The following is a 14,463-nucleotide window of genomic DNA, read 5'->3' as shown; positions in this document are numbered from 1 at the left end:
CATAGAAGCTTTATCTTTATCGATTTGTTGACAAATAGGCTCAGTAATATCGACAAGGTTATCGAATACAGCTTGTAAGTCTAATAAAAAATCTTGTTTGAAACGGGTAAATTTAGAACCATCAGGAACTTTTTCAAACCCACAAAATTCTCTTAATTCACTTGAATACTTAAGAAAAGTAATTAAGAGGGTATCAGTAGGGATAGAAAAAATCCTTTGAATAATTAAAGCCCATAGCATTGAATGAAGCTTGTATTCACGAGGTCTTCCAGTAGAAGCATAAAAGTGATGGTAAAAAGAAATAGGAATAAACTCATCAAGATTAATGTTATTTTCAAGTAATGAAAGAAACTTAGGTTTATCAGATTCAAAAAAAGTTTTGCAATCTGAATAAATGTCTGCCAAAGAAAGCTGTTTATGTGGTATCATATCTATATAACTCCTTTCGGGTTTTGGTAGATTTGTTGCTTGACACTTCAATTTTACCATAAATCGGTGAGGAGTTATATTATTTTATGAAAAAAATATCCCGTATTTATGCGGGTTATGGCGTTTCGCAAACGCCTAGTAGTTTAATTAAGTTGAAAGGAGCGAATGGTTATGATTGGACCAGATAAGAATAAACTTTATCCAAATGAAAATATAAAGACAGTTTGTTATATAAGTAATTTGCCTAAGAGATCAAATGTAGAGATTGGAGAATATACTTATTATAGCGATAATAAAAATTCTCCAGAGGAATTTTATAATAACATGGAATACCACTATGAATTCTTGGGAGATAAACTCATTATTGGTAAGTTCTGTGCAATTGCAGAGGGTGTTAAGTTTATTATGAATGGAGCAAATCACAGAATGGATGGAATTACAACCTATCCCTTTAATATCTTTGGTGGTGGATGGGAAAAGGTCACTCCAACAGTAGAACAATTGCCTTTCAAGGGGGACACAGTGATAGGTAATGATGTTTGGATAGGGCAAAATGTAACTATAATGCCTGGTGTTAAAATTGGTGATGGTGCGATTATTGCTGCTAACTCAACAGTAGTAAAAAGTGTAGAACCATATTCGATTTATGGTGGGAATCCAGCTAATTTTATCAAAAAACGATTTAGTAATGAAAAGATTAAATTCTTGCTAAAGATTCAATGGTGGAACTGGGACCAAGAGAAGATATTCAATAATCTTGAAAAACTAACATCGGAAAATGGGTTAAAACAGTTGATGGAACAATATCTTTAAGCTGTTAGTTTAAAAACAACCCTCTTTTTTAGTATTAGGAAAACCTTGTTTTGTGTCCATACTTATAAACTAACATCAGTTATAAGATAATTGTTTCTGGGGAAGCAGCTTCAATAATAATAACAAAAACCAATAATGGTATTGTGGCAAGTAATAACTTAAAAGATATAAGTTTGTATATTAGTGAATTTGAATTAAAACATATAACCACTGGAGATATATTAATTGAGGTATTAGAAAAAGAATATATTTGCTATGACTTATATGATATAATCATAAGGATTAGAGATTGGGTAAAAATGGGGGTTGTGTAATGGGAAATAAAGAATATTCAAAAGAAAAAATTGATACGTTTTGGAAAGCATTTTTGAAGGAAACGAATAGATCTGAAACGGCAAAATATTTAGAAGTATTTCATTTTGAATTAACTGAAAAATGGGCCAATGAATTATTAAATTTGGTGTTAATTGGGCAAAAGAAGGCTACAGCAAGTAGTTTATTGGCATATGAACTTAAAGGTGAGCGTTTACCTGAGGTGGGTGATTTAAGTATCGTTACTGATTGGGAAGGTGTACCACGATGTGTTATTGAAACAATAGTGGTAACAATTCTTCCATTTTCAGATATTACTTATGATATTTGTAAACGTGAGGGAGAGGATGATTCATTGGAATCTTGGCGTAGGGGACATATTCATTACTTTAAAGAAGAAGGAAAAATGCTTGGGTATGAGTTTAGTGATGATATGCCAGTAATTTTTGAAGATTTTAAAGTAGTATACCAAGTATAACTTTTATTTAAATCATAAGAATAATATGTAGTTGTAAAGCTTAGGTGTAATATTCTTATTTTACGAACAAGATATTAAATTGGCAAGGTATTAATAGGATATTTACCCTCAATCGAGTCAAAGTTATAATAATAAAAAGGAGTAAAAATGTCATATCCTAAAGATTGTGGAAATGCTGTCTTTATTGATGAATCTAACTTTGCTTTTTGTGATATATTCAAGTTCAATGAATTTGGTAAAAATGCTAAAGTAAAGGAAGTCAGTTCCTATGTCATTAGACTGAGTAAGTAAAGTTAAATGTTTTAATAAATGCATTTGAACCTATATTCAATATAATTAGATTTTGCTGTATTATTATTCTACTAAAAATATTAAGAGTAAGAAAGATGAAAATAATATGTCAAACATCAGTAATATTGCTTAAGAACAGTATTATTAAGGATTGCAACTGTAAGTTGACAAAAAACCAAGTGGGTTTGGTAGCTATGCAACCAGAATTAATGTTATTATGACAATACTAAAAATAGTAGAGGAGTGTTGTTATGAATATTGCAGGCAGAATACAGAGCTTAAGAAAAAACAAGGGTATATCGCAAGAGGAGCTTGCTGATAAGGTAGGGGTTTCTCGTCAAGCGGTGTCCAAGTGGGAAAGTGAACAAAGTGTGCCAGATTTAGAAAGAGTAATCATAATGAGTGAATACTTTGGAGTTACAACAGATTATATTCTAAAGGGGATGGAACCCCGAAAACAATCAGAGAACAAAAACTTTAATACCAGTCAAATATTGTATATAGCTTCAACTGCATTTTTAACAATCGGACTTTTTGCAGCATTTGGCAGTTGGTATACAGAGCAATCTGCAGAAGGTATCTGGGGATCAATGATAATTCAAGTAGTCGGTGTTGCAGCTTACTTTATAGCTAAACTAATATCCCAATCAAAAGCGTCTTTTATTGTTAATTGGCTTAATATAATAATTGGGTTATTTATGCCAATTTCTTTGATTATTGCATTAATTTTTCGAAGAGTTATTTCTCCGTATCCTACAGACATAATTACTGGCTCTGCTTTTGCATTAATATATATTATCACCATAATCTTGTCATTCTTTACTTTAAAGAAGTTAGAAAACAATTAGTGGTTGAAGAACAAAATTTGGGTCAAAATCGGTGAAAAGACACCGTTTTTTGACCCTTTAAAATAGCTAAAATATAGATAGTATAGGATAATGTGAATGATGACAGGGAAAAGTGGGGAGAGCAGGATTAAAAAATTTTGTTAACAAGTTTAATTGAATTTATACAAAAACTAAAATTTAATAAATTGTTAATAATTAGTTTATAGTTATTCAAGATAAATAATGTATCATGTAATTGTACTACATAAATGCTTAAGCCTATGTTAGTAAATTGTATGATAGGAGGCAAGGAAAATGAGATTTAGTAAAAAGACTGCTACAATATGCGCTTTTGTGCTAGGTGCTACCATTTTAGCAACGTCAGCTTTTGCAGATATTATGATTGGCTCAGGATATTATAGCTTGAAGAACTCCATGAAAACAACAATGGCAAAATTAACGAGTGAAGTTGATAACTTCAGTGCTGATGCTACCATATCTCTTAAAATTGATGGCAAGGTATTTGCAGAATCAACTTCTAATGCAAAATTCGATATTAAGAACAAAGCTAAAGAATCAATGGATAACAATTTTAGAAAAGGTGAATTAAGAGAAAACTATTGGTATAGTGATGAAAACCAGAGTATATACAAAAATTTTGATGATGGCTCTTATGATGTATTTGAGAAACGAAAATATAATAATGAAACTAACAGAATAATTGAAAATCCATTGGAAGATGAGCAGGTTAAAGATGCAGAGAAGATTCTTGATGCATTTGTGGGAAGCTTACAAGATGCTATTCAAGTCGAGGAATCGGCTGGAAAGAAAATGTATGTAGGCAATTTATCAGAGACCCAAATTCCATCTGTTGTTAATGCTATTTCCTCCTTTATTTTTAAATACAGCATACTTGACGAATGGAGTGCTAAAAACCTAGATGTCCCACATCCTAAATCAAATATATATCTTACAAAAGCAACGGGCAAGGCTATTGAAAACGAAGATGGGATTATAGAAAGTGCTATTTTTACTGCAAGTATGTCTGCACAGGATAGTAAAGGTATTGAACATATTTATTCTTTAGATTTTTCAATTGATATAAAGGATGTTAATAGCACAATTGTTAAAGCACCAAATTTGGATGGCAAAAAAGTCACATATAGTAAAGAAGGCTATGAATTTGATAGTAAATATATTGGAAAATATAAAAATGATATCGTTAAAGAGGAAGACAACTCCTTTGAAAAGGTTGGAGAAAGGTTTATAGAAATAACTTCCGTTGAAAATGGCAATGTAAAAGGTAAATATTATGAGGTCTATAATGCGGGATATGAAGCTGATATTGTAAGAAGTTTTGATTTTTACTCAAACTATGATGAATCAATCCATTTTACAATAATACATTATACAAATGATAAGGGCGAAAAGAAAAAGGGAATTATCCATCGAACAGGCTCACAAAATATAAACGTATCTTTTAATGTTACAATAGATGAAGATAATGATGGCTACTCTTATTCAAATAACGAAGATGGATTTGATAATACCTTTATTAGAATATTTGAATAATAACTAAGGGTGCAAAAGCTTCTGCTTTTGCACCTATAAGCTATTTAAAAGGAGGATCAATATTGGATAAAGCAATTGTAATTGAAAATTTATCAAAAAAGTACAAAAATAATCGTGGAATACAGGACATTAATTTAGAAATTGACCGAGGAGAAATATTCGGTTTTTTAGGGCCTAATGGAGCAGGAAAAACTACTACAATGAAAATTATGGTAGGTCTTATGAAGGCTGATAAAGGCGATGTTAGAATAAATGGTTATAGCATTTCAAATGATTATGAACAAGTAATGAAAAACGTTGGCTGTATTATTGAAAGTGTAACACCATTTCCTTATTTGACAGCTTATGAAAATATGAAATTATGTGGACGATTTTATGATGATGTTGATGATGCGAAAATTAATAAAAGCCTGGATATTACAGGGCTTATTAAATATAGGAATGAAAAAATTAAAAATTATTCCTTAGGAATGAAACAAAGGCTTGGTATTGCCATTGCGACTTTATCAAATCCTAATATTATGATTCTGGACGAGCCCTTTAATGGATTAGATGTTGAAGGGATGGTTGAAATGAGAGAATTAATAATTTTTCTGTCAAAGCAGCACAAAACAACATTTTTTATATCTAGTCATTTAATACATGATATAGAACTTACATGTGATAAGGTTGGAATTTTATACCATGGGAAACTTTTATGTGTTGATAGCACCCAAAATATTTTAAAAAGCTATTCTTCCTTGGAGAACTATTATTTAAGTGAGGTTGATTTGAATGGAGATTTTTAAGGCGGTTTACATAAATGAAATATTCAAAATATCAAAAAAGAAAAAAATAACTGCAGCATTGATATTTTCGGCCCTATCTGTTATAGTGTTAGCAATTGTGGTGTATTCGTTAAATAACTTTGCAGGAATACGTGTGACAGGAAGCTCTGAATTTTCAATAATGGTTTTGACGATTTTAAGCTACTCTATTTTCCCACTTTTTACTACATTTATTTGTATAGATATGTTTGCTGGTGAATTTGCTGATCATACGATTAAAGTTACTCTCACTGGGCCGGCATCAAGGATTAAAGTATTTTTGGGAAAAGTCCTTACAGTTGCTACCTTTATAATTGGTAATCTAGTTTTTGTCATGGTTCTTTCAGTTATTGCCTCATTATTTATAAATAGAAACATACCAAATCTTTTTAAGATAATAATATCTTATATTATGGCTTTCATGCCTATCTTTATCTTTGCATTAATAGTTATTTTGATTTCTAACATTACAAAGGGTACAACAAGTGCATTTATGCTTTCTATTTTTATGTTTTTAGTATTTAATGGGTTAAATTTGGTTTTTCCACAAATTAAAAGTTTTTTATTTACATCTACTTTTGATTGGTACAGATTGATTTTAGGAAACTATATAAATTTTAGTAAGATTCTTAGGATATTTCTAATTTTGCTGGGTTACGGTATAATGTTAATTGCAGCAGGATATTATTTATTTGAGAAAAAGGACATATAGGATGATTATATGAAATTAAGACAAAGATTTTTAACACAAAGTGTATTGATCCTTATAAGCACAATTGTTATTACTAGTTGCTTTGGTTTTATATATACCTATTTTTACAATTTATTAAATGAATCTCATGCTACTAGAGGTTTAGGTCAAACAGCTGTTGTTTTAATGGAGAAGGATAATATTTTATATAATAGTGAAGGTTTTACTATGATGGAGATTAAAGAAATGCTGATGAATCTCAGTGTGGAAAATAATTACTATGAATATGAGAGTAATAGGTATAAAATAAATGCGGAGAATTTTACAATGCAAGATGGAAGTAATTATAGAATAATAATCCTTAATCAAATTGTAAATGTCGGTGATTATTATAGGTCACTGCTCATCTTTGTTTTTATAATTTTTCTAATAGTCTTTGTTATAGCTAGTTTAATTGTTCAAAGACAAAATATGAAAAATATTATAATTCCAATTACTGATTTAACAAAGGAAATGGAGAAATTAAGAATTGGTGAGCTTGAAACAGCAATTACAGATAAGGGATATGGAGAAATTAGAGAACTTGGTTCCGCCATCGAACAATTGCGCCTTCAGCTAAAAAACTCCATATATTATCAACAGAGAGTTGATGAAAATAGAAGGTTTTTAATATCAAGCATTTCACATGACCTTAAAACCCCTGTAACATCGATAAGAGGATATATAGACGGAGTTCTGGACGGGGTTGCAGATACTGATGAAAAGAAACAATATTACTTATCAAAAGCTATAGAAAAAACAAAGATGATAAATACAATGATTGAAGATTTATTATTATATTCCAAGCTAGATTTAAATCAAATGACATTTAAAAAAGACAAGGTCAATATTGTAAAACACATAGAGAGTTGTATTGAGGATAGTTCAGAAGATTTTTTACGTGAAAATAAAAGAATAATTTTCGAGAATAAACTTTCAACTACAATTTTTGTTATAATAGATGTTGCAAAATTTAAACGAGTGGTCCAGAATATTATGGATAATGCTAAAAGAAGCATTGAAGCACAAACAGGGCAGCTTAATATAATGTTAAGAGAAACAAATTCTTCAGTTGTAATAGAATTTAAGGATAATGGAAAAGGAATTAGCAAGCAGGATTTACCACATGTTTTTGAAAGATTTTACAGGGCTGATACTGCAAGAGAGGTTAAGGGCTCAAGTGGTTTAGGTCTTGCAATTGCAAAGCAAATTGTTGAAGGTTTAGGTGGACGAATATGGGCAATTAGTGAAAATGGTCAGGGAGCCTCCATCATTATTTCTCTGAGAAAGGTTAAAAAAGAGGAAGTGATAAAATGAAAAGAATTTTAATAATTGAAGATGATAAAAGCATATCGGAGCTTCAAAAAGATTATTTGGAAATGAGTGGTTATGAAGTTGTATGTGCTTTTGATGGTAATTCTGGTTTTGAGTGTATTAAAAATGAAGATTTTGATCTAATTATTTTAGATTTAATGCTTCCCAAAAGGGATGGCTTTGATATATTAAGAGAGATATCCAATACAAAACAAATACCTGTACTTATCGTATCTGCAAAATCTGATGAAATATTTAAGATTAAAGGATTAAACTTGGGGGCTGATGATTATATAACTAAACCTTTTGGTATGGGTGAACTGGTAGCGAGAGTAAATAGTCATATAAAAACATATGAAAGGTTTAAACACAGTTCTAAAATGAAGTTGTTAACAGTTGGACCATTATCTATTAATAAGCAAGACCGCAGAGTCTATATAGATGATAATGAAGTTTTCTTAACTCAGAAGGAGTTTGATTTGCTCTTGTTTTTAGTAGAAAATCCAAATAGAGTTTTCAGCAAAGAAGTACTATTTGAAAGGGTTTGGGGCTATGACTCTTTGTCAGACGCATCAACTATAACTGTACATATAGCAAGAATAAGAGAAAAAATTGAGGATAATCCTGAAGGACGCACATTTATTGAAACTGTATGGGGAGCAGGATATAGATTTAAAATATAAGGTTTTTTAATTTCAGCTGTTGGTCTTCCAATACTTGCAATTGTTGCAGTTTTTAAAGCTGGTGGATTTCATATACTGGCAAGTCGTGTGCATCCAAAGTTTACCTTTGCTTTTACAGTTTTGATTTATTTATCGATAGGGCCTTTTCTAAGTATACCAAGGGCAGCAAGCTTAGCCTTCGAAATGGGGATTTCCCCATTTTTATCAAAAGGTGTATTTGTATCACCTATTGGTGATTATGCGGAGTTTCCTTTACTTAAAGGGTTTGAGCAAAAATACATCATGGAATCTGAATAAGTAAAGATAAGTATTAAAAATCTGGAACACTTTCTAAATTACCTATAAAGGAAACAATGGATAGCATTAGAAAAAAAGTCTGGGCATAATGTCATCATACCAATAAAAGAGTGATATTATGCCCTTTGTTGTGGCAGCTAATAAAGGTGGGAGGATAGATAGGGTTATTAGGTCATATGCAAGCTGTACATAGAACTAAATATTGTTTAAATTATTACATAGGTTCAATGGTATTAAAGTTTTTGGGTTAATCTAATTTTTGCAGATGTGTAACCTTAAATCCTTTATCATATTTCAAACCATATCCTATCATTCTATCAAGGAAAATATGGGCACCCCATATTAATGCAATCATAAGAAATATTTGTTTTGTTGTGATAACTGCAAATAGTAATGAGATTAATGGAAAAATAAAAACATGTCCCAGATTATAAAAGAATGCTCCCGCCTTGCTATTTATTAAATATCCTAACATGAATAAGTCGGGAAGAAATAAACATGTGAAAAAAATAAAGATATTAAAATCTAAGTGAAAGTAAATTATTGTACAAAACAGAAGTCCTAAGGCACCTTCAAGTCGTATCCAAATTTTCGGAGTCATCTATTTTTTTACCCCCTTTTTATTAATTGTCTGTATATATCCGCTACCAATCTCTGAATTTTATGATAGTTTTGCTGATACTGATTATTTTCTATAAGTTGCTTAACTTGGTCCAATTGTTGGATAGCTATTTGTAAAAATGTCATTTTATTTTCAATTTGGATTATTTTATCCTGAAATAATCTGACAGTTGCTTCGTTACATTCAGAGGATATAGGCTTTTTTTCTAAAGATAACAGAAATCTAATTTCATCTAGGGAAAACTCTAGTTGTTTCAATACGATAATTAGTTGGATTGTTTTTTCACATTCTTCATCAAAGAAACGATAACCATTTTGCAAGCGTTTTGGGTGAATGAGGCCTATTTTTTCATAGAATCTAATAGTATCAGCGGTAAGTTTATATTTGTCCGTAAACTCTTTAATTAACATATATCCATACCTCCTACTATAATTTTATCATTGGAGCAAACTCTAATGTCAAGCATTACATTTTATTTTAGAATCTAAATCTATAATGCTTAGCCCCGATCTATCAAAGATTTTTATTATAATTTTAATAAAGCCTAATTAGAGTCTATGGAAGAGATTTTTAAAGTGAGGATAAGAAACAATACTTTGTGAAGCTTTAAAGAAGGTACACTTATTTTTGATTATTATTGAGAATATAATGTAGAAAAGCATTTGATGAGTGATAAGAAATATTGAATCTTTTCAGAAGACTATATTATGAATATATAATATACTTTGGGAAATACTTAAGTGCTTATCCTTGACAATTTACGAAGTATGATATATTCTAAAATTACAATACGGGTGCTCGATATGTCGGGCTGAGAAGAGAAAAGTAAATCTCTAACCGTTTACCTGATCTGGGTAATGCCAGCGTAGGGATTATAGTGTAGCATTTATTTTACTTAATGGTACTTAATCCTTTCTGGCTAATAACCAGAAAGGATTTTTTAAATGTTTAATTTTAATATAACTAAAATAAGGGAGGAATTTATAATGAATGCAAGCGTTGCTATTCAAGTATTGCCAAAAGTCGAGACGGATGAGTTAGTATGTAAAATTGTTGATGAGGTAATTGCATTTATCAAAAGTACAGGATTATCTTATTATGTAGGACCTTTTGAAACTACAATAGAAGGAGAATTTGAAGAACTAATGGATATTGTGAAGGAATGTCAATACATTGCAATTAAATCAGGATGCCCATCTGTAATGTCCTATATTAAGATATGTTTTAAACCAGAAGGTGGTGTACTTACTATTGATCAAAAGGTTACAAAGCATCACAAATAGAGTGTCATCTTATGTAGCAATAGTAGGTATACTTATTTTATGGCAGTTTCTATCTGCTATGGAGATTGTACCAAAGTTTATGCTACCGTCCCCTTTGGATGTTGTAAAAGCCTTTATATTTGATTTTCCGCTTCTAATGAATCATGCAAGGACTACATTATTAGAAGCATTTTTTGGACTTGCTATTGGAGTATCATTAGGATTTATGGTTGCTGTAATTATGGATAGATTTCATTTTATCTATAAGGCTTTTTACCCAATACTAATTATTACCCAGACTATACCAACTGTAGCAATTGCACCTTTATTAGTATTGTGGTTGGGTTATGGTATGGCACCAAAGATTACATTGATTGTAATTGTAACATTTTTTCCTATTACCATCGGTTTATTAGACGGTTTCAAGTCAGCAGATTCTGATGCTATACAACTTCTTAAATCTATGAATGCTTCAGACAGGCAAATATTTAAGCATATAAAATTACCAAGTTCTATATCTCATTTTTTTGCTGGTTTAAGGATTTCTGTTTCCTATTCTGTAGTGGGAGCAGTCATTTCAGAATGGCTTGGTGGTTTTAATGGACTAGGTGTATATATGACAAGGGTTAAAAAATCCTATTCTTTTGCTAAAATGTTTGCTGTAATTTTACTTATATCCATCATTAGTTTGATATTGATGGAGGGTGTTGTATTTTTACAAAAAATAAGTATGCCATGGACTAAAGGTGAAAATAAATTATAAAATATAAAATGTAAGGAGAATGAGTGTGAAAAAGAAATTGATAATATTATTTTGTATATTAGGAATAATGGCTATTTTGACAGCTTGTGAAAATAAGGGTGAGGAAAAGATAACTGTTGTACTTGATTGGACACCAAATACTAATCATACAGGACTATATGTAGCTGAAGAAAAGGGATATTTCAAAGAATTAGGTCTTAATGTAGAAGTTGTCCAGCCTCCAGAGGGGGGTGCTGAAAGCCTTGTAGCATCAGGAAAAGCTCAATTTGGGATTGCTTTTCAGGATATGATAGCTCCAGCATTTGCTTCAGATAATCCTCTTCCAGTAACTGCAGTAGCAGCTTTAATACAGCATAATACATCGGGAATTATATCCCTTAAAGGCAATGGAATAGAAACTCCAAAAGGAATGGCTAATAAAATTTATGCTACCTGGGATATGCCTATTGAAAAGGCAATAATAAAGTCGGTAGTAGAGGCTGATGGAGGAGACTATGGCTCCATAAAAATGGTTCCAAGTACTGTAACGGATGTTGTGACAGCACTTAATACAGACATGCATGCAATATGGGTATATTATGCTTGGGATGGTATTGCAACTAAGGTGAAGGGTCTAGAAACGGATTTCTTTGCATTTAAAGATATTAACCCAGTATTAGATTATTATAGCCCAATTTTAATTGGAAATAATGAATATATAGAGAAAAATAAAGAAAAAACTGAAGCGTTTCTAAAGGCGATAGCTAAAGGATATGAATATGCTATAGATAATCCTGAGGAAGCGGCTAATATATTGATAAATGCAAATCCAGAGTTGGATAAGGAATTGGTTCAGGAGAGCCAAAAATGGCTTGCAGATCAGTATAAAGCAGAAGTAAGTCAATGGGGTTATATTGATCAGGATAGGTGGGATAATTTCTATTTCTGGTTATGGGAAGAAGGCCTTATCGAAAAAGAGATTCCATCAGGATTTGGGTTTACTAACGACTATCTTCCTGATTAGAAATCGAGGAGAGTATTTTAATGGCAAAGCTTAGTGTAAATAATATATCAAAGTCATACGGCAAGAGGGAGATAATTAAAGATATTTCATTGGAAGTAAATGATGGGGAAATAGTATGTCTATTAGGAGTTAGCGGTGTAGGAAAGACTACGCTATTTAATATAATATCTGGTTTATTGATCCCTGATGGAGGAAAAGTTTTATTGGACAACAAAGATATTACAGGAGAATCTGGGCATATTAGTTATATGCTACAAAAGGATCTATTATTACCATATAAAACGGTCTTGGACAATGTATCACTACCTCTTATTATAAAAGGAGAAAACAAGAAAACAGCAGGTTTAAAAGCTGAAAGATATTTTAAAACTTTTGGGCTAGATGGAAACCAGGATAAATATCCTCATCAGTTATCTGGGGGAATGAGGCAAAGAGCAGCATTACTTCGAACATATTTATTTTCCCAGGAAGTTGCCTTATTAGATGAACCTTTTAGTGCTTTAGATGCTATAACTAAAAGAAATATGCATAGTTGGTACCAGAATGTCATGGAAAAGATTAAATTATCCACTTTATTTATTACCCATGATATAGATGAATCGATTGTTTTGTCTAATCGTATCTATATTATGGCTGGAAAGCCTGGACGAATAACCCAGGAGTTAAAAATAGAAGATCAAAAACCAAGAGGGGAAAAATTTGTATTAAGTAAAGAATTTATTGATTATAAAAGATGGATATTAAATGTATTGGATGATGGAGAAATAAAATAACGCCATATATTCTATTCTAAAAATTCTATAGTTTTTTTCAATATTAATCTTTTAAACCATAGGTGAGAAGTCAAATGGCCTGAAGGGAGGATATATCTCTTAGGCCTTCCCATCTTATTCCATAGATTCTTAGAAGCTTTTCTAGGTATAAAGGGGTCAAAGGCTGCATTGATCATCAAAATAGTTTCTGGATCTATCATCTTAGCAAATAAGGATGGATCATATCTGAAGCAATTAGGAAGCTCCTGTAAATCTTCTAATTTATTAAAATGTTCTACTACATTATCAAAATTTTCATGAAGCCAATGACATCTTTCTATACTACAACTACCTTCATCTTCATAGCGAACTCTAAGTACTTTAGTGGCAATGCTTTTCCATGTAATGTATAAAAAGTTTCCGCCAGATACTATAAATATGCCTTTATCCAGTCTACTATCTAAAGCTTTTGCTATTGTACCTATCATTCCCCCAAAACTAAAGCCCATAATATGCATTTTTTCCATATCCATATTCTCCAAATAATCAATACAGGATCGTATATCGGCAACGGATTGATAAAATCTTTTTTCAATATCTATTGCAGTACCTGATAGGAAATTTATTTTTTTATCTTTTGGCATTCTTTCAAAATGATAGGGCAATATAGGCATTATTACGGGATATCCATGTTTAACTAAATTCTCAGGATAATATTTTAAATAATCAAAATTTCTACTACCTAAACCGTGGACGAATACTATTCCTTCTTTTCCATGACCTTCATATAACAGGGCTTTGGCTCCATCAACATTTTTATCACCAGAAGGAAAAGGACTATTAAAATATAAAATATTATTATTTTTTTCAAAGGATACATTATCTCTAGGAATATTATACAAATTAAATTATCCTCTCTGTTTAAAATATAATAGGCGTTTGCGAAACGCCATAACCCGCATAAATACGGGATATTTTTTTCATAAAATAATATAACTCCTCACCGATTTATGGTAAAATTGAAGTGTCAAGCAACAAATCTACCAAAACCCGAAAGGAGTTATATAGATATGATACCACATAAACAGCTTTCTTTGGCAGACATTTATTCAGATTGCAAAACTTTTTTTGAATCTGATAAACCTAAGTTTCTTTCATTACTTGAAAATAACATTAATCTTGATGAGTTTATTCCTATTTCTTTTTACCATCACTTTTATGCTTCTACTGGAAGACCTCGTGAATACAAGCTTCATTCAATGCTATGGGCTTTAATTATTCAAAGGATTTTTTCTATCCCTACTGATACCCTCTTAATTACTTTTCTTAAGTATTCAAGTGAATTAAGAGAATTTTGTGGGTTTGAAAAAGTTCCTGATGGTTCTAAATTTACCCGTTTCAAACAAGATTTTTTATTAGACTTACAAGCTGTATTCGATAACCTTGTCGATATTACTGAGCCTATTGTCAACAAATCGATAAAGATAAAGCTTCTATGACTATCTTTGA

At 31.0% G+C, this 14,463-nt stretch carries 18 protein-coding genes, 1 pseudogene and 1 riboswitch; of the genes and pseudogenes, 15 read left to right on the top strand and 4 right to left on the bottom strand.

Annotation, left to right across the window (positions count from 1 at the left end; translation table 11 throughout):
* Positions 1 to 429: ISNCY family transposase (locus tag CUL_RS0115205; protein WP_025642546.1), on the bottom strand; the 429-nt coding region annotated here is incomplete at its 3' end.
* 171 nt (positions 430 to 600) lie between these two features.
* Between CUL_RS0115205 and CUL_RS0115200 the strand changes: the two genes are divergently transcribed.
* The 10 genes from CUL_RS0115200 (at position 601) to CUL_RS20260 (ending at position 8,552) form a co-directional block, all read left to right on the top strand.
* Positions 601 to 1,242 (top strand): Vat family streptogramin A O-acetyltransferase, encoded by a 642-nt coding sequence (locus tag CUL_RS0115200; protein ID WP_025642545.1) that lies wholly within the window; start codon positions 601 to 603, stop codon positions 1,240 to 1,242.
* Between the two features lie 313 nt (positions 1,243 to 1,555).
* Complete coding sequence (locus tag CUL_RS0115190) at positions 1,556 to 2,032, top strand: ASCH domain-containing protein (RefSeq protein ID WP_025642543.1); 477 nt, start codon at positions 1,556 to 1,558, stop codon at positions 2,030 to 2,032.
* Between the two features lie 147 nt (positions 2,033 to 2,179).
* Positions 2,180 to 2,323: a hypothetical protein gene (locus CUL_RS19015; RefSeq protein WP_005582844.1), complete on the top strand. Its 144-nt coding sequence runs from the start codon at positions 2,180 to 2,182 to the stop codon at positions 2,321 to 2,323.
* Between the two features lie 251 nt (positions 2,324 to 2,574).
* On the top strand, positions 2,575 to 3,171 hold the full coding sequence (locus CUL_RS0115180; RefSeq protein WP_005582841.1) for a helix-turn-helix domain-containing protein: 597 nt from the start codon (positions 2,575 to 2,577) through the stop codon (positions 3,169 to 3,171).
* Between the two features lie 294 nt (positions 3,172 to 3,465).
* Positions 3,466 to 4,722: a hypothetical protein gene (locus tag CUL_RS0115175; protein WP_025642542.1), complete on the top strand. Its 1,257-nt coding sequence runs from the start codon at positions 3,466 to 3,468 to the stop codon at positions 4,720 to 4,722.
* 62 nt (positions 4,723 to 4,784) lie between these two features.
* Positions 4,785 to 5,510, top strand: coding sequence for an ABC transporter ATP-binding protein (locus CUL_RS0115170; RefSeq protein WP_005582839.1), 726 nt, complete (start codon positions 4,785 to 4,787; stop codon positions 5,508 to 5,510).
* Positions 5,497 to 6,240, top strand: a complete 744-nt coding sequence (locus CUL_RS0115165) for an ABC transporter permease (RefSeq protein ID WP_005582838.1) — start codon at positions 5,497 to 5,499, stop codon at positions 6,238 to 6,240. The genes CUL_RS0115170 and CUL_RS0115165 overlap by 14 nt, the downstream gene beginning before the upstream one ends.
* A 9-nt stretch (positions 6,241 to 6,249) precedes the next feature.
* A complete protein-coding gene (locus CUL_RS0115160) occupies positions 6,250 to 7,575 on the top strand; it encodes a sensor histidine kinase (RefSeq protein WP_005582837.1) in 1,326 nt (441 codons plus the stop codon).
* A complete protein-coding gene (locus tag CUL_RS0115155) occupies positions 7,572 to 8,255 on the top strand; it encodes a response regulator transcription factor (protein WP_005582836.1) in 684 nt (227 codons plus the stop codon). Before CUL_RS0115160 ends, CUL_RS0115155 begins: the two co-directional genes overlap by 4 nt.
* Positions 8,256 to 8,264: 9 nt before the next feature.
* Complete coding sequence (locus tag CUL_RS20260) at positions 8,265 to 8,552, top strand: branched-chain amino acid transport system II carrier protein (protein WP_097677646.1); 288 nt, start codon at positions 8,265 to 8,267, stop codon at positions 8,550 to 8,552.
* 247 nt (positions 8,553 to 8,799) lie between these two features.
* Here the strand turns inward: CUL_RS20260 and CUL_RS20255 are convergent, their stop codons facing one another.
* Positions 8,800 to 9,153, bottom strand: a complete 354-nt coding sequence (locus CUL_RS20255) for a DUF4260 domain-containing protein (RefSeq protein ID WP_005582834.1) — start codon at positions 9,151 to 9,153, stop codon at positions 8,800 to 8,802.
* Positions 9,154 to 9,161: 8 nt separating this feature from the next.
* Positions 9,162 to 9,584, bottom strand: coding sequence for a MerR family transcriptional regulator (locus CUL_RS0115140; protein ID WP_005582833.1), 423 nt, complete (start codon positions 9,582 to 9,584; stop codon positions 9,162 to 9,164).
* A 370-nt stretch (positions 9,585 to 9,954) separates the two neighbouring features.
* A riboswitch (TPP riboswitch) is annotated at positions 9,955 to 10,065 on the top strand.
* Between the two features lie 95 nt (positions 10,066 to 10,160).
* On the opposite strand from CUL_RS0115140, the gene CUL_RS0115135 reads away from it, so the two are divergent.
* Genes CUL_RS0115135 through CUL_RS0115120 form a run of 4 tightly spaced genes read left to right on the top strand, consistent with a single transcriptional unit; the run spans position 10,161 to position 12,975 of the window.
* Positions 10,161 to 10,457 (top strand): thiamine-binding protein, encoded by a 297-nt coding sequence (locus CUL_RS0115135; protein WP_025642538.1) that lies wholly within the window; start codon positions 10,161 to 10,163, stop codon positions 10,455 to 10,457.
* Positions 10,426 to 11,199, top strand: a complete 774-nt coding sequence (locus CUL_RS0115130; RefSeq protein WP_025642536.1) for an ABC transporter permease — start codon at positions 10,426 to 10,428, stop codon at positions 11,197 to 11,199. The genes CUL_RS0115135 and CUL_RS0115130 overlap by 32 nt, the downstream gene beginning before the upstream one ends.
* A gap of 25 nt (positions 11,200 to 11,224) precedes the next feature.
* Positions 11,225 to 12,202: an ABC transporter substrate-binding protein gene (locus CUL_RS0115125; RefSeq protein ID WP_025642534.1), complete on the top strand. Its 978-nt coding sequence runs from the start codon at positions 11,225 to 11,227 to the stop codon at positions 12,200 to 12,202.
* Positions 12,203 to 12,222: 20 nt separating this feature from the next.
* On the top strand, positions 12,223 to 12,975 hold the full coding sequence (locus tag CUL_RS0115120; RefSeq protein ID WP_025642532.1) for an ABC transporter ATP-binding protein: 753 nt from the start codon (positions 12,223 to 12,225) through the stop codon (positions 12,973 to 12,975).
* Between the two features lie 11 nt (positions 12,976 to 12,986).
* On the opposite strand, the gene CUL_RS0115115 is transcribed toward CUL_RS0115120, so the two are convergent.
* Positions 12,987 to 13,856 carry an alpha/beta fold hydrolase gene (locus CUL_RS0115115; protein ID WP_025642530.1) on the bottom strand — a complete coding sequence of 290 codons (870 nt, stop codon included), beginning with the start codon at positions 13,854 to 13,856 and terminating at the stop codon, positions 12,987 to 12,989.
* A 168-nt stretch (positions 13,857 to 14,024) separates the two neighbouring features.
* Between CUL_RS0115115 and CUL_RS17655 the strand changes: the two are divergent.
* Positions 14,025 to 14,463: pseudogene (locus tag CUL_RS17655) on the top strand (transposase); the annotation flags it as partial.

It is taken from the genome of [Clostridium] ultunense DSM 10521 (genome assembly GCF_000511955.1).
Lineage (GTDB): Bacteria > Bacillota > Clostridia > Tissierellales > Tepidimicrobiaceae > Schnuerera > Schnuerera ultunensis.
Note: the sequence above shows the minus strand (reverse complement) of the source record. Positions and strands in the feature narration are given on the sequence as shown.